General features: G+C 64.0%; 14 protein-coding genes. 9 read left to right on the plus strand and 5 right to left on the minus strand.

Annotated elements, in window-relative coordinates:
* Positions 1-64 precede the first annotated feature (64 nt).
* Both FJ948_RS18490 and FJ948_RS18495 read right to left on the minus strand, forming a co-directional pair.
* On the minus strand, positions 65-1,123 hold the full coding sequence (locus FJ948_RS18490; protein WP_140706843.1) for a glycerophosphodiester phosphodiesterase family protein: 1,059 nt from the start codon (positions 1,121-1,123) through the stop codon (positions 65-67).
* 95 nt (positions 1,124-1,218) lie between these two features.
* Positions 1,219-2,427 carry an acyltransferase gene (locus tag FJ948_RS18495; RefSeq protein ID WP_140706845.1) on the minus strand — a complete coding sequence of 403 codons (1,209 nt, stop codon included), beginning with the start codon at positions 2,425-2,427 and terminating at the stop codon, positions 1,219-1,221.
* Positions 2,428-2,551: 124 nt separating this feature from the next.
* On the opposite strand from FJ948_RS18495, the gene speB reads away from it, so the two are divergent.
* The 4 genes from speB to FJ948_RS18515 all read left to right on the plus strand — a co-directional run bounded on the left by speB (position 2,552) and on the right by FJ948_RS18515 (position 5,781).
* Positions 2,552-3,559 (plus strand): agmatinase, encoded by a 1,008-nt coding sequence (gene speB, locus FJ948_RS18500; protein WP_140706847.1) that lies wholly within the window; start codon positions 2,552-2,554, stop codon positions 3,557-3,559.
* Between the two features lie 30 nt (positions 3,560-3,589).
* Entirely contained in the window at positions 3,590-4,516 is a 927-nt protein-coding gene (gene argC / locus FJ948_RS18505; protein ID WP_140706849.1) for an N-acetyl-gamma-glutamyl-phosphate reductase, read from the plus strand.
* Positions 4,516-5,355, plus strand: a complete 840-nt coding sequence (locus FJ948_RS18510; RefSeq protein ID WP_140706851.1) for an aminoglycoside phosphotransferase family protein — start codon at positions 4,516-4,518, stop codon at positions 5,353-5,355. Before argC ends, FJ948_RS18510 begins: the two co-directional genes overlap by 1 nt.
* A gap of 81 nt (positions 5,356-5,436) precedes the next feature.
* The gene (locus tag FJ948_RS18515; RefSeq protein ID WP_140706853.1) at positions 5,437-5,781 is read left to right on the plus strand and encodes a hypothetical protein; all 345 of its coding nucleotides are present in this window, start codon (positions 5,437-5,439) and stop codon (positions 5,779-5,781) included.
* 9 nt (positions 5,782-5,790) lie between these two features.
* Here FJ948_RS18515 and FJ948_RS18520 read toward each other — a convergent pair whose 3' ends face one another.
* Positions 5,791-6,882, minus strand: coding sequence for a COX15/CtaA family protein (locus FJ948_RS18520; RefSeq protein ID WP_140706855.1), 1,092 nt, complete (start codon positions 6,880-6,882; stop codon positions 5,791-5,793).
* Between the two features lie 246 nt (positions 6,883-7,128).
* Between FJ948_RS18520 and FJ948_RS18525 the strand changes: the two genes are divergently transcribed.
* Positions 7,129-7,344 (plus strand): DUF2842 domain-containing protein, encoded by a 216-nt coding sequence (locus FJ948_RS18525; protein WP_013895959.1) that lies wholly within the window; start codon positions 7,129-7,131, stop codon positions 7,342-7,344.
* 24 nt (positions 7,345-7,368) lie between these two features.
* Here FJ948_RS18525 and FJ948_RS18530 read toward each other — a convergent pair whose 3' ends face one another.
* Complete coding sequence (locus tag FJ948_RS18530) at positions 7,369-8,427, minus strand: polysaccharide deacetylase family protein (protein ID WP_140706857.1); 1,059 nt, start codon at positions 8,425-8,427, stop codon at positions 7,369-7,371.
* An 89-nt stretch (positions 8,428-8,516) separates the two neighbouring features.
* Here FJ948_RS18530 and FJ948_RS18535 point away from each other — a divergent pair, with 89 nt between their 5' ends.
* Complete coding sequence (locus FJ948_RS18535; RefSeq protein ID WP_140706859.1) at positions 8,517-9,746, plus strand: GNAT family N-acetyltransferase; 1,230 nt, start codon at positions 8,517-8,519, stop codon at positions 9,744-9,746.
* Between the two features lie 186 nt (positions 9,747-9,932).
* Entirely contained in the window at positions 9,933-10,049 is a 117-nt protein-coding gene (locus FJ948_RS30635; protein ID WP_246677554.1) for a hypothetical protein, read from the plus strand.
* Positions 10,050-10,075: 26 nt separating this feature from the next.
* Here FJ948_RS30635 and FJ948_RS18545 read toward each other — a convergent pair whose 3' ends face one another.
* A complete protein-coding gene (locus FJ948_RS18545) occupies positions 10,076-12,415 on the minus strand; it encodes a Wzz/FepE/Etk N-terminal domain-containing protein (protein WP_140706861.1) in 2,340 nt (779 codons plus the stop codon).
* Positions 12,416-12,671: 256 nt separating this feature from the next.
* Here FJ948_RS18545 and FJ948_RS18550 point away from each other — a divergent pair, with 256 nt between their 5' ends.
* Together FJ948_RS18550 and FJ948_RS18555 are read left to right on the plus strand one after the other, a co-directional pair.
* The gene (locus FJ948_RS18550; RefSeq protein WP_140706863.1) at positions 12,672-13,235 is read left to right on the plus strand and encodes a polysaccharide biosynthesis/export family protein; all 564 of its coding nucleotides are present in this window, start codon (positions 12,672-12,674) and stop codon (positions 13,233-13,235) included.
* A 10-nt stretch (positions 13,236-13,245) separates the two neighbouring features.
* Positions 13,246-14,376 (plus strand): glycosyltransferase family 4 protein, encoded by a 1,131-nt coding sequence (locus FJ948_RS18555; RefSeq protein ID WP_140706865.1) that lies wholly within the window; start codon positions 13,246-13,248, stop codon positions 14,374-14,376.
* Positions 14,377-14,398 lie beyond the last annotated feature (22 nt).

Here is a 14,398-nt window from a genome sequence, read left to right on the forward strand (position 1 = left end):
CAATATGCATGTCGTTGTCCCGGAACCGAGGTCACTTCCGGGTGACAGCATCAGATGCAGGAGATCAATTGATGCTGGCGGTGTTCGCGGGTTCGATACGCTCACCCGATCCCGCGTAAGGCACGCGATAGCCATTCGCGGCCAGCCAGTCGATGGCCGCCTTCGGCTCGTCGGTCTGGATGATGGTGGCGCCGCGATCGGCCCAAAAGCCCCAGGCTTCGCGCGGCAGGCTTGCCTGGACCGCCAGTTCGTCGCCACGGCCGCCGGCAAGGAAGCCGCCCGGCTTGTTGACGATGGCATAGGTGTCGGCCCAGATATGCCAGTCGCCCCTCACCGCCTCGGCGCGCATGCGGGTGCTGAACAGCGGCCCGCCGGTCTGGGTCAGCGTCTCGGCGCCAGCCCGCCAGTTGATCAGTTCGATGGCGCGCGGCGCGAAAGCATGGTCGACCCTCTCGGCGAAACCGGCATCATGCACCGCGTCATCGGCGAGGATGGGCATGAACTGAACACCGCCGCCGATGGCAGCCATGGCGGCCTTCACCGTGGTGATCCTGTTCTGGTTCCACAGGTTTTCCTTGACGATGACCTGATCGGCCATGCCGAGATCCCGTGCCACCGCGATCATGCCCGGGAGATCGCCCACTTCGAGCTTGTTGTCGAGATTGATGAGAATCCTGTCCCTGGTCGCCATCAGCATTTCGCGCAACGTCGAGACGGTCTCGTTGGTGACGGCATGGGTGCCCTCGATCACCAGCCGGCATCTCTTCAATTCGGCGAGAGTGTAGTTGATGACTTCGCCCTTGCAGGTCGTCGTCCGATCAAGCCAGCTGTCATGCATGACGATCAGCTCGCCGTCCTTCGAGCGCCTGATGTCGACCTCGACGATTTCAGCGCCGATCGCGATCGAACCTTCGACGGCGGCAAGTGAATTTTCCGCATAGAGCGTCTTGCCGGCCTGCATGCTGCCGGCCCTATGCGCGGCGACCATGACATGGTCGCGCCACTGGTTGGCATGTTCGAAGCGGTCGAGTATCTGCCTGGCGCGGGTTTCGGCAGCCAGGGCCTGGCCGGAGGCGGCCGCCAGCGTGGTGGAAAGCAGAAAGCTCAGCCAGATCGTCCGCATCGAGAATCGCTCCTTGCCGGATCGAGCCGGGGATAGGCGACCTCAGTGACATCCAGGTGAACGAAGCCGGCTATTGGTTGGCCGGCCCTGCCGAGTCAGATGCGCTTCGACAGCCGGCGGAACCAGGCCATTGCGGGCATTTCGACCAGGCGCCAGGTGACCCACGACACGGCGATGGTGGCGGCGAGCATGACGACGATCGCCACAGTTCCCGTCCAGCCGGCACCAAAGCCTGTCGCGGGCTCGCCACGCAGCACGATGTCGCCAATCAAGCCGGGGCCGAGCTTGCGCTCGACGAGCCCGGCGACATTGATCAGGCGCGCCTGGACAAAGATGTGGACCATGTAGATCGAATAGGACAGCGCGCCGAGGGTCAGCATGAAGGGCGTCCTGAGCAACGCGCTGATCCAGCCGCCTTCATGGGCGAAGAGAAACAGCGCCAGCGCGAACACCAGGGGCGCGGCAATGCCGGCGTTGTTGTCGCCCGCCAGCGAGACGAAGAGAACGATGACGGCCACCATGACGATTTCGGCAAGCGTCCAGTTCATCCGTGGGCCGCTTCTGGTCAGGATCTGTCGCGCCCCTGCAATGGAATCATGCTGAAACCAGGCGAGCAGGGCGCCGAGCGAGAAGCCGTAGAGGCAGCGGATGAAGCCGAAATCGTAGGATACGTCCATATGATGCGTGGAGAAGGCGAGCAGGAACAGCGGAGCCGTGACGGCGGCGGCGACGAACCATATCCAGGCGCGCGCGCCGGCGACGAGGACCACGCCGGCAAACAGGAGATAGGCAAAGAACTCGGCCGAGATGCTCCAGCTTGGCGCGTTCCACGTCAAACGATCCTCGAAGCCGATGCCTTGCAGCAAGAAGAGATTCGCAGCCAGGCTCTTGATGTCGAAGCCGCCGGTGAAGGGGGCAGCCCCCGTTCCATGCAGTTGCGGCAGCACCAGCCGCAACACTTCGAAGCCGGCAAAGGCGGCAAGCATGACCAGATGCAGCGGATAGATGCGGCCGAAACGGACCAGCGCGAAGCGGGCGACCTCTCCCGGCCGGCTCAGCCGATTGGCATAGCTGGAGGCGATGACGAAGCCGGAAAGGACGAAGAAGAAGTCGACGAAAAGATAGGACGAACCGATAAAGCTGCTCTGCGAGATCGCCGAGGCGGTCGGGAAATGAAACAGCGCCACCAGCAGCGCGCAGATGCCGCGCCACGAATCGAGCACCTGGAAGCGATCGCCGGCGATCGTGCCGGTGTGGGTCGACACCACGGCGTCCGACGGATTAAGAAACGCGGTCTGCGTCATGATGATACAAATCCTGTCTTGCCGTGGCACCCGGGCGGCGCGGTTTCGTCTCGCCAAGCTGTGACTGGCATCTTCCATGCCGGTTCTGTAGTTGTTGCACCCCGATGAAAACCGAGGACCAGTAATGGCGACCAAGAACATCGACCACGCCTTCACCGCCCGTTCCAAAACGGGCGCCGCGTACGAGCCGACCTATTCCGGCGCGCTGTCTTTCATGCGGCGCAAATACACCAAGGACGTGAAGGGCGCGGATGCGGTGGTGTGGGGCATTCCCTTCGACGCCGCCGTCACCAACCGGCCAGGCGCCCGCTTCGGGCCGCAGGCGATCCGCCGCGCCTCGGCGATCCTCGACAACGACCCGCAGTACCCGTTTTCGCGCGACCTGTTCGAGCACCTCGCCGTGGTCGACTACGGCGATTGCCTGCTCGATTCGGGCAATCATCAGAAGACGCCAGGCACGATCGAACGCGAGGCGGCCAAGATCCTGAAATCGGGCGCCTTCCTGCTGACGCTCGGCGGCGACCATTTCGTCACCTGGCCGCTGCTCAAGGCGCACGCCGCCATCCACGGGCCGCTCGCCCTGGTGCAGTTCGACGCCCACCAGGATACATGGCCCGATGACGGCAAGCGCATCGACCATGGGTCCTTCGTCGGCCGCGCGGTCGCTGAAGGCATCATCGATCCCGACCGTTCGATCCAGATCGGCATCCGCACCCATGCCCCCGACACGTTCGGCATCAAGATCTTGCACGGCCATGAAATCGAGGAGATGCGGGCTTCCGACATCGCCTACGCCATCGTCGACCGCACCGGCGGCAAGAAGACCTATCTGACCTTCGACATCGACTGCCTAGATCCGGCCTATGCGCCGGGAACCGGCACGCCGGTTGCCGGCGGGCCGTCCTCGGCGAAGATCCTGTCGACGCTGCGTCAGCTCAACCAGGTCGATATTGTCGGCGCCGACGTCGTGGAGGTTGCGCCGGCCTATGATCACGCCGATATAACGGCGATCGCCGGCTCGATGGTCGCCATGCAGTATCTCGGCCTCCTGGCGGAGCGCAAGGCGCGACAGGAAGAGTTGAACAACGGCAATCACAATGGTGCCGCGGTCAATCACGGCAACGGCATATAATTCTGAGATATCAGGGAATTTGATCAGGCAATGAAACCGAAAATCTTCATCGACGGCGAGCATGGCACCACCGGCCTCCAGATCCGGGCGCTGCTTGCCGAGCGCGGCGATCTGGAGATCATTTCCATTCCGGTCGAGCGCCGCAAGGAAACGGCCGCGCGCGCCGAATTCCTCAACGCCGCCGATATCGCGATCCTGTGCCTGCCCGACGACGCCGCCAAGGAAAGCGTCTCGCTGATCGCCAACGACACCACCAAGGTGATCGATGCGTCGACCGCGCATCGCGTCGCCGAAGGTTGGGAATATGGCTTCGCCGAGCTGGACAAGGAGCAGGCGAGGAAGATCGCCACGGCCAAGCGCGTCGCCAATCCCGGCTGCTGGCCGCAGGGGCCGATCGCGACGCTCAGGCCCCTGGTCACCGCGGGCCTCCTGCCGGCCAATTTTCCGATCGCGGTCAATGGCATTACGGGTTATTCGGGCGGCGGACGCCCGATGATCGAGGACTATGTCGCCAAGGGCGAGGACGCGTCGGAATTCCTGCCCTATGGCCTGACCCTGCAGCACAAGCACGTGCCGGAATTGAAGGCCTATGCGAAGCTTTCGCATGATCCGATCATGCAGCCGGCGGTGGGCAATTTCGCGCAAGGCATGATCACGGTGGTGCCATTGCAGCTCGGCGGCCTCGACCGCGTACCGACAGGCGCCGAACTTCACGCCGCCATTTCGGACCACTTCGCCGCGATCAAGGGCGGTGTGGTCGAGGTGGCGCCCTATGCGCATCTGGAGCGCGTGCCGGACATCGATCCAGAAGTTTACAACGGCACAAACCGCATGAAGGTCTATGTCTTTGCCAACGACAGCAGAGCCCAGGCCTTGCTGCTGGCGGTCTACGACAATCTCGGCAAGGGCGCCTCGGGCGCGGCCGTCCAGAACATGGACCTGATGCTCGGCCTGTGATGGACGCGCCGGCCCTTCCAGCGCGCTGGCGGGTCAGCGAACCCGAACTCATTGCCGAGACCTTTTCGAGCCGCATCTGGAAGGTGCGGCGCGAGGACGGCTCGCCGGCTATCGTCAAGGCGCTGAAGCCGTTCGACGACGTTGCCGACGAGTTGCGCGGCGAGCATTATCTCGCCTGGCGGCGCGGCGAAGGCGCGGTGCGCCTGCTTGGCCGCGACGGCCACAGCATGCTGCTCGAATATGCCGGCGAAACGCTGCTTACGCGGGTTCTCGATGAACAGGGCGACAATGCAGCGACCGCGATCGCGGCCGAGGTTATGGAGAAACTGCTTTCGCCATCTGATCACCCCTTCCCGCCCGAGCTTCAGCCGCTCAGGGAGCGGTACGCCAGCCTGTTCAAGAAAGCCGCGACCGATCGCGCTACCGTTGATGAAAGCCTCTATGTCGAGGCCGCGACGATCGCCGAGCGGCTGCTGTCAAACCCGCACGATATCAGGCCACTGCATGGCGACCTCCACCACGACAACATTCTGCATGGCCCGCGCGGCTGGCTGGTGATCGATCCCAAGGGCGTGCTTGGTGATCCCGGCTTCGATGCCGCTAACATGTTCTACAACCCGCTCGACCGGGATGCCCTTTGCCTCGATCCCCCACGGATCGCGGATATGGCCGAGATCTTTGCCCGGACGCTGGGGCAATCACCGGCGGTGATACTCGACCATGCCATCGCCTATGGCTGCCTGTCCGCGGCCTGGCACCATGAGGACGACAATGCGGTCGAGGAGAACCGCGAACTGTCGATCGCCAAGGCGATCCGGACGGTGCGGGCGCGCTTCTGACCGGGCGGAGAGCTGAAGTAACCGCTTGTTCACCATGATCGGCTACAGACCTTAGTCCTGGCTCCTACCCAAGGATTTGTCATGGTCAGCGCGATCTCGGGTTCCTCCTCCGCAACCCAGTATTCCTCGTCCAGCTCCTCGAGCAATGCAGCCGAGGAGGCCGCGCTCGAAAAGCAAATTCAGGATCTGGAAGACCAGGCCAAGGCAATCAAGGATCAGGTTCAGGCAGCCCAGGTGCAGCAGGATATCGCTACGGCCCAGGCAAGGCTCGATGCGCTCAAGGCTGCCGACAAGGTCGCCAAGGCAAATCAGGATCAAGCGGCCAAGGCGGATCAGACTCAGTCCGCATCTTCGGCGGCAGCGTTACGTCAGGCTGAATTCGACGGCGACAGGACGACGACGCAAGCGAACGAATTCTGGATGTGAACGGCGGACTCAGCGTCCGACGGTAACCTCGTTGGGCAAGGGATAGGCGCCCTTGGTGCCGCGCCAGTGCGCCGCTGCAAAGCCCAGCACGATCAACGCAAAACCCTGATGGGTCAGCGCCATATGCAGGGGCACCTGCATCAGCAGCGTACCGATGCCGATCGAGGCCTGCACCAGCACCAGAACGAACAATAGTGTGGCGCGGCGCGCATGCGTCGAGCCGGGCAACCGCCTGCGCGTCGCGATCATATGCCAGAGCGCGACGGCGAAGACCGTATACGCACCAAGCCGGTGGATGAACTGCACCGTCTTCGGGCTCTCGAAGAAATTGCGCCACGCCGGCTCGAGGATCAGCAGATCGCCGGGGATAATCTTGCCGTCCATCAGCGGCCAGGTGTTGTAGCTCATGCCGGCGTCGAGACCGGCGACCAGACCGCCAAGATAGATCTGGATCAGCGCCAGAAGCACGATGAAACCGGCGAGGCGTTGCGTCGAGCGATCGGCGGCGGGTTCGGAGTGAGGAGCGAGACCTCGCGCGACCACCATGGTCGCGGTGAAGATCAGCGCCGCCAGCGTCAGATGCGTCGCCAGCCTGTACTGGCTCACCGACACGCGATCGACCAGGCCGGAGGCCACCATCCACCAGCCGATGGCCCCCTGCAGCCCGCCGAGAAGCAGAATGCCGACCAGTTTCGGCCCCAGCCCGCGCTCGATGCGGCGCGTGGCCCAGAAGACCAGCAGCGGCAAGGCAAAGACCAGGCCGACGCTGCGTGCCAGCAGACGATGCGCCCATTCCCACCAGAAGATCGACTTGAACGCCTCGACGCTCATGCCCTTGTTGAGTTCGGTGTATTGCGGGATCTGCTGGTAGCGCTGGAATTCTTCCTGCCACTCGGCGTCGTTGAGCGGCGGGATGACACCATGGATCGGCTGCCATTCGGTGATCGACAGGCCGGACTCGGTCAAACGCGTGGCGCCGCCGACCAGCACCAGCGCGAACAGCACCAGGATCACGGCGTAGAGCCAGCCACGCACCAGTGCCCGGTTATGCAGGTCGCGGTCGCGGGCCTGGTAAGGCGCAGCAGCGGATATGGCGGACATGGGTTTATTTCCGGCGGTTTGAATGTCGCGGATTGGTGAACCATAGCACCCCTGCTGGCAAGACCGGGCAGCGCGGCACGCCGTCGCGCCCGATGTCGTGGGTTGCACGCGTCCGGCGTTCGGCCTAGAGCGGATGCGGCGGATCGCAATTCCGCTCTATCTCTTTGTTTCACGCATGATGTGGATCAGAAAAGTCCGCAACTTTTCGGCATCATGCTCCAAGGTAGCCATCAACGAGACGGTGCCATGCCCATTCGCCTGAAAAAGCTGATCGGAATGTTCCTGCTGGTGGCGCTGGTCATCATCTACGCGCTGGTCGCCTCGATCTTCGCGGTCGCCCGGCTTTCGGAATCGGGCGCGCTGGTGCAATTCCTGTTCTTCCTGCTTAGCGGTCTGCTCTGGGTGCTGCCGGCGATGGGCATCATCAAGTGGCTGATGCTGGAGCCACGGGCCAAGCGCTGAGCCCTGATCGAACCGGGCAATCCGTCAGATCGTGACAACCATCTTGCCGGCGTTGGCGAGCGGCGTCGTCACGCCCGACAGCATGGTGCGGATATGGTGCAGGCTCTGGTAGCGGCCATTGACCGAAATGCGCGGCAAGGCATGCAAGAAACCGGCATGTTCGGCGCGTAGGACGCCGTGGCGGGTGGTTACCGCGGAGGCATAGCCGGCGTCGCGCGCAAAGCCCACTTCACGGCAGCCGACGGCGCTGGCGTAACCGTAGGGATAGGCGAAATGGCGTGGCTCCGCGCCAAGCTCGGTCAGCAGCTTGTCCTTCACGGCGCCGATCTCGCGCCGCGCATCGGCCTCGGAAAGTCGCTTCAGATTGCTGTGGTTGATCGTATGGGCGCCTATCGTCACCAGCGGATGCGCGGCGACGGTGCCGATCTCATCCCAGTTCATCAGCGTGCGCAGGCGCGGGGCGTCCGCGTCGACGCCATTCGAAGCGGCCAGATCATGCAGCACGGTCCGCAGGTCCTCCTCGCGGATCTCGGTGGTGAAATAGGCATGCAGGCGGGCTATGGCCTGATGTTTCCTGGCGGGGGTCGCGCAATCGATCACCAGCGGGCCATTCGATGTCGCCAGGGTCAGGCGGTCGCGGGCACTGACGATGTCCTCCACCACATCCCACCAAAGGTGGGCGGAGCCATCGATCAGCCCGGGCGCGACATAGATGGTGAGCGGCGCGCGATGCTTTTCCAGCACCGGCAGGGCCTCGGTCATGTTGTCGCGATAGGCATCGTCGGCGGTAATGGTGGCGAACCGGCCGCCCTTGCCGCCCGCCTTGATGCGCTCGACGGCTTCGTCCATCGAAACGAAGGCATAGCCGTCCGCTTTCATGTCGGCGATCACGGCGTCGAGGAAACTGGGCGCGATGTTGAGGTGCCGGTTGACGCTGTCGGGCTTTTCGGGTGTCGCCGTCACGCGGTGCAGCATCAGGATGGCGCCGATGCCGCCGACGAATGGCCTGGCCAGCGGTGCGAGGCCGGTATAGCGGGCGACGTTGAGCGCCAGTTTCCGGATTGCCTCCCCACCGTCGATCATTCATTCACCTTTTGCGCCTAGGCTATCCAAGCACGGAATACGCCCGAGCGCCCCCCAAATCGGGATCAATACGCCTTAAGGATTGAGGTATGGTTGACGCAACCGCGTCATTTGATGGCAAGCGGCTCGCGGCGATCCAGGCCTCGTCACGCGCACTGCGCGGGGATGCCGCGGGGCTGTCGGTTTCCGTTACCGCCGCCGAAGGGCTGGCCGCGTATGCTGCGTTCTGTCGTTCGGCGCTCTGTGCGCCGGCGCAAAGTGCGGCATGGGTCTTGAATTGGGCCGCCGAGGTCAAGCCCGATCTGCTCATCGCCACGCTCGAGCTGGAGGGCAAGCCGGCCTTCGCACTGGCGCTGGAAGTGGTCAGGCGAGGCCCGCTACGGGTCGCCCAGTTCATGGGCGGCCGCCACGCCAATGGCAATTTCTGCGCCTCCGAACCGCAATGGCTGATCAACCCCGACATCACGGCCGTCCGCTCGATGCTAGCGGCGATCGCCAGGTCCCGGCCCGATATCGACCTCATCGCCCTGGAAAGATTGCTACCCGATCTCGACGGCATCGCCAATCCGCTGGCATCGCTCGATCATTTCGCCAGCCCGAACCTGTCACTGGCCGTCGACCTCAGCGGTGGGTTCGATGCGCTGCTGCTGCGTGCCAGCGGCAAGCGCAAACGCAAGAAGCATCGTTCGCAGACGCGCAAGTTCGAGGCCGTCGGCAGCCACCGGCGCATCGAGGCGAGCAGCGCCGACGAGGTGGAGAGGCTGCTCGATGCGTTTTTCGAGATGAAGGAACAGCGCTTCCGCAAGATGGGCATTGCCAACGTCTTCGGTGACGACCGGACACGCGCCTTCTTCCGGGGGCTGTTCACGCAAGCGCTTGACGAGGACAAACCTTGCTTCGTGCTGCATGGGCTGGAGGTCGCCGGCAAGCTGCGCGCCGTCACCGGGTCGAGCCGCTCAGGCAGGCGTTTGATCTGCGAGTTCGGCGCGATCGCCGAGGACGACCTTGCCAACACCAGCCCGGGCGATTTCCTGTTCTTCGACAACATCCAGGATGCGTGCCGGAGCGGTTTCGCGGTTTATGATTTCTCCGTCGGAGACGAGCCCTACAAGCGGCTATGGTGCGATATCGAAACCCGGCATTTCGAGGTTCTGGTGCCGCTGACGCTCAAGGGCCGGGCGCTGGGACTGGCGCTTCGCCAGGGCGCGCGGCTGAAGGCTTTCGTCAAGAACAGCCCGATGATCTGGAGGCTGACCAAGATGCTGCGCCGCAAGGCGGCCGGACAGGCACAGCCGACGGCCGGCGAAGACGACGCTTAGCTAAAATGCGTCAACGCGGCCTCGAAATAGCCGCTTCAGCGCAAGCCACTGGTCAGGATCTCTCATCCCTGCTGAAATCCCCGTCGACCAACACCGCCGCGACGTGATCACCATGAAGCTTATTATTCGTACGCCTGCGAAGGAGGCGACCTGAATATCGACGTTCCGGCCACCAAGGCCGAGTTCATCGCAGCGCTCGAAGCGGCAGGCTTCTCAGCGACCTTCACCACCACGCGCATGTACAAGGGCCCGCCGCCGCGACGCCGACAGGATATTCGGTGTGACGACCCTGGAACTGGATAGCCAGGCACTTCTTCGCAAGTGCTCTTTCAAGCCGCGGAGCGACGACCCGGCACCGGGTTGCCCGGCGGCTCGTGGCCGAGCGGGGTTACCAGCGTCAAATCGGGGTAGCCGCTCTCGATGAGCTTGACCGCGGCCTGCGTCACCTCGTCGTCGGCCTCCAGCATGGACAGGAACACCTCGGTGGCCTCATCGCCCAGACGACTGATGCCTTGGGCATCGGCCGGTCCGCATTCGACCACCACCAGGTCATAGGCTGTTGTCAGCGACTGCATGATGATCGGCAGCCGATCGGCGGCGCGCATGGCACGAACCGGATCGGCGGTGCCGACCGGGATGACATGGCAGTCGGAATAGAGGTCGGCATGGATCACGTCGCTGAACTGCGCCTGCGACGCCAAGAGATTGGTGATGCCGGGGAAAAGTCCGCTGTCCAGCATCGGCCGCGAGGCGGCCCCCGAGGCGGTGAGGTCGAGCAGCAGGACGCGCAGACCGGCGTCGGAAACCTCGCGCGCCACCAGGATCGCCGATGCCGCCGCCTCGTCGCCCTCGGGGGAAACGAATATGGCGCGCGCGGCGCCGCTGGCGATCAGCTTCTCGGCGGCCTTGTCGACGTCGATCTCGCCCAGCACGGAGGGCCGCCGAACCTCCAAGACGGGTTCGGGCTCAGCCATGGGTTCAGGCACTATTCGTTCAGGCTCGGCCACGGGTTCAGCCTTGACCTCGGGATCAGGCTTGGCCAGGGGTTCAGACTTGGCCAAGGGTTCGGGTTCGGCGACAGGTTCGACATCGGCCTCGGGCCACTTCCTCGGCCGTGTTTCCGTATCCGCGACCGTTTCGGGCCACGATGTCCCGGCGCTACGATTGGCGAACTCGTTGGCGACCGCCGGTTCCAGGCGGTTGGACGGCTCCTGATAAGCGGCCGGCGGCATCGCCACCTCGTCGATCGGTTCGAACCGTGCTCCCCTGGCCGGGCGCATGGCGCGGCCCGAGAAGAGTTCACGCAGCAGCGTGAACACCGCCGCCAGCAGCAGGGAAGCCGCGGCGGCGGCGCCGACGATCGGCCCGATCTTGGGGAAGTATGGCTCGGAAGGGACCGAAGCCGGCGAGGCGATGCGCGCGTCGACCGGAACATAGTTGCGATCCTGACGCGACGCCGCCTCGCGATAGTTGGTCAGGTAGAGTTCGAGCTGCTGGCGCTTGGCGGCGGCATCGCGCTGCAGCGCGTCGAGACCGACCTGCTGCTCGCCGGCCTGCGCCGAGGCGGCCTTGAGCGTGTTGACGTCGGCGACGAGCTGGCTTTCGCGCGCCTTGGCGGCATCGGCCTGCATCGCCAGGCCCTTCATGATCTTCTGAGCTTCGCTGCGGATCTGCGCGTCGAGGTCAGCCAGCTGCGATTTGGCGGCACGAATACGCGGATGATTGTCAAGCAGCGTCGTCGACAGGTCGGCGATGTTGGCGCGCAGTTCGACCTGCCGCTCGCGCAAACGCTGGATCAGATCGGAAGACAGCACTTCCGGTAGCGAATCCAGCGACCCGCCATTCTGCAGCGCCTTGCGCACGCTTTCGGCCGTGCCTTCGGCCGCGGCGCGGTTGGCGCGCACCCGCGACAACTCGGTCGACAGCTCGGCCAATTGCTGGGTGGCCAGGGTGGAATTGTTACCGCCCATCAGGAGGTCCGACTGGGCACGGTAAGCCGCGACCTTGGCCTCGGCGTCCCTGACCTGCTTGGACAGGTCGGCGATCTCGGGTGCCAGGAAGTCCGCGGCGGCGGTGTTCGATTCGCTCTTGGCCGCGCCTTGGCCTGCAATATAAGCGGCGGCAATGGCATCGGGGATGGCGGCGGCGAGCTTGGGATCCTCTGAAGAGAACTCAATGGCAATGATGCGGGTCTTTTCAACGCCGAAGACGTTGAGCTTCTCGCGCATCTTCTTAAGCACGCGTTCCTCGACCGGAACGTCCATCGGATCATTCTTCAACCCGACCAGCACCAACAGCCGGTTCAGTGCCGACATGTCGACCGTCTCGTCGAATTCGTGCAACCGCGACAGGTCGAGCTTCTGCGCCACCTGCTTGAGGATCTCGTTGGACGAAATTATCTGGACCTGGGTGGCTACGCCCTGCTCGTCGAGGATCGGCTTGTCGCTGTCCGGGTTGGTGCTGGCAGGCCGCGTGTAGACCGATTCCCGCGGGGCGATCTCCACCTGCGTCTCGGCCTTGTAGTGGCGGGCCGCGAACGACGCCGCAGCGAAGGCAAGCCCCGTCACCACGAGAACGAAGACCAGAATTCGCAGCCAGTTCCGGCCAAGGCTGGCGAAGAGCTGCCTGAGATCAACGTCGACGTCTGCGGCCGCGGATTGAACGGACATGCATCCCTACTCCGGAACTGGGTCAAGATGCACCGTAAACAACTATGGTAACTCAGCCGTTAAGATCACGGTAAGCTTTCATTAGGGTTTACTGGCGGGCAGCAGCAAAAAATCGATAAAATCGTAAAACTTTGCCTGCGCGAGCGCTATTGCCGGGCTCCTTTACCGGCCATTAACCCTAACAGGATGATAACGGATCCGATCCCAGATGCCTGCTGCGACGCCGCGGCGGCCAGTCGAAGGTACGTATCCGGTCATGAAAAGCACTGGTTCCCTGTTTCGCGCACTGCTTGCCGTTTCGATGCTCGCCGGCTGCTCCAGCTACCGGCCGACGCCGGCCGCCTTCCACGAGGTGCTCGACCAGCCCTATCGCCTCGGCGCCGGTGACCGTGTCCGCGTCACCGTGTTCGAGCAGGACGGCCTGACCAATACCTACAGCGTCGACCAGTCCGGCTATATCTCCTTCCCGCTCGTCGGCGCCCTACCGGCACGGGGCCACACCGCGCAGCAGATGGAAAAGGAGATCGCCGACAAATTGCGGCAGGGCTATCTGCGCGACCCCGACGTCTCGGTCGAGATCGATCGTTACCGGCCGATCTTCGTCATGGGCGAAGTGGGCGCCGCCGGCCAGTATTCCTATGTCCCCGGCCTAACCGTGCAGAAAGCCATCGCCATCGCCGGCGGCTTCTCGCCGCGCGCCAACCAGGAAAGCGTCGACATCACCCGCGACATCAACGGCAAGGTGATGACCGGCCGTGTGGTCACCTCGGACCCGCTGCTGCCCGGAGATACCGTCTACGTCCGCGAACGCCTGTTCTGACAGACACCTCGTGGCGGACAAGCTCAGGATCGTCCACTGCTTTCGCTCACCCGTGGGAGGAATTTTTCGGCACGTGCGCGACCTGACGGAAGCGCAGGTCGCCGCCGGCCACATGGTCGGGATCGTCTGCGACTCGACCACCGGCGGCGAATTCGAGGAGCGTCTGTTCGAGCAGATGAAGGGCATGCTGGCGCTTGGCATCCATCGCACGCCAATGCAGCGCCATGTCGGCCCGGGCGACCTCACCTCGACCCGGCGCACCTATGGAATCATCAAGGAATTGCGGCCGGACGTGCTGCACGGGCACGGCGCCAAGGGTGGCGCCTATGCCCGTCTGTTCGGCTCATTGTTGCGGGTATCAAGGTCTCGCGTAGCCCGCCTCTATTCGCCGCATGGTGGCTCTCTCCACTATGACGAGAGCACCGCCACCGGAAAGCTGTTCTTCGCGCTCGAGCACCTCATGGCGCGCTTCACCGACTACCTGCTGTTCGTCTCCGACTACGAGCGGCGGACTTATCGCAGGAAGGTGGGCGAGCCGCCGATCCCGAACACGCTGGCCTATAATGGACTTCGCGCCGCCGAATTCGAGCCGGTAACGGCCAGGGCCGACGCGGCCGATGTGCTCTATATCGGCATGATGCGGGACCTCAAGGGACCCGACATCTTCATCGATGCCCTGGCCGCCGCGGCGCCCCGGCTTGGCCGCGCGCCGAATGCGGTGATGGTCGGCGACGGCGACGACCTGCCACGCTACCACGCGCAGGTGAAGCGCCTCGGGCTTGAAGGCAATGTCCGCTTCCTGCCGCCGATGCCGGCCCGGGAGGCCTTCCTGCTGGCGGCGCTCGTCGTCGTTCCCTCGCGCGCCGAAGCCATGCCCTATATCGTGCTGGAGGCACTTGCCGCGGCAAGACCTGTCATCGCGACCTCCGTCGGCGGCATACCGGAGATTTTCGGGCCGGACTCCCCTGCCCTGATCCGGCCAGATCCGACCGAACTCGCCGAGAAAGTGAGCCGCGCGCTGGGCGACCTTGCCGCCTATCGCGAATTGATGCCCGAAGAATCCACTCTCAGGGCGCGCTTCGGCGCCGACGTCATGGCCGCTGAAATCGAGAAGGCCTACTTCGCCGCGCTCGAAAGGTAGGCCCAAGCCCGTCCAAAGCCGC

It is taken from the genome of Mesorhizobium sp. B2-3-12 (genome assembly GCF_006442205.1).
Classification (GTDB): domain Bacteria; phylum Pseudomonadota; class Alphaproteobacteria; order Rhizobiales; family Rhizobiaceae; genus Mesorhizobium.

Coding starts and splice junctions, on each gene's coding strand:
- FJ948_RS18490 (WP_140706843.1), bottom strand. CDS start 1,123: ATGCGGACGATCTGGCTGAGCTTTCTGCTTTCCACCACGCTGGCGGCC.
- FJ948_RS18495 (WP_140706845.1), bottom strand. CDS start 2,427: ATGACGCAGACCGCGTTTCTTAATCCGTCGGACGCCGTGGTGTCGACC.
- speB (WP_140706847.1), top strand. CDS start 2,552: ATGGCGACCAAGAACATCGACCACGCCTTCACCGCCCGTTCCAAAACG.
- argC (WP_140706849.1), top strand. CDS start 3,590: ATGAAACCGAAAATCTTCATCGACGGCGAGCATGGCACCACCGGCCTC.
- FJ948_RS18510 (WP_140706851.1), top strand. CDS start 4,516: ATGGACGCGCCGGCCCTTCCAGCGCGCTGGCGGGTCAGCGAACCCGAA.
- FJ948_RS18515 (WP_140706853.1), top strand. CDS start 5,437: ATGGTCAGCGCGATCTCGGGTTCCTCCTCCGCAACCCAGTATTCCTCG.
- FJ948_RS18520 (WP_140706855.1), bottom strand. CDS start 6,882: ATGTCCGCCATATCCGCTGCTGCGCCTTACCAGGCCCGCGACCGCGAC.
- FJ948_RS18525 (WP_013895959.1), top strand. CDS start 7,129: ATGCCCATTCGCCTGAAAAAGCTGATCGGAATGTTCCTGCTGGTGGCG.
- FJ948_RS18530 (WP_140706857.1), bottom strand. CDS start 8,427: ATGATCGACGGTGGGGAGGCAATCCGGAAACTGGCGCTCAACGTCGCC.
- FJ948_RS18535 (WP_140706859.1), top strand. CDS start 8,517: ATGGTTGACGCAACCGCGTCATTTGATGGCAAGCGGCTCGCGGCGATC.
- FJ948_RS18545 (WP_140706861.1), bottom strand. CDS start 12,415: ATGTCCGTTCAATCCGCGGCCGCAGACGTCGACGTTGATCTCAGGCAG.
- FJ948_RS18550 (WP_140706863.1), top strand. CDS start 12,672: ATGAAAAGCACTGGTTCCCTGTTTCGCGCACTGCTTGCCGTTTCGATG.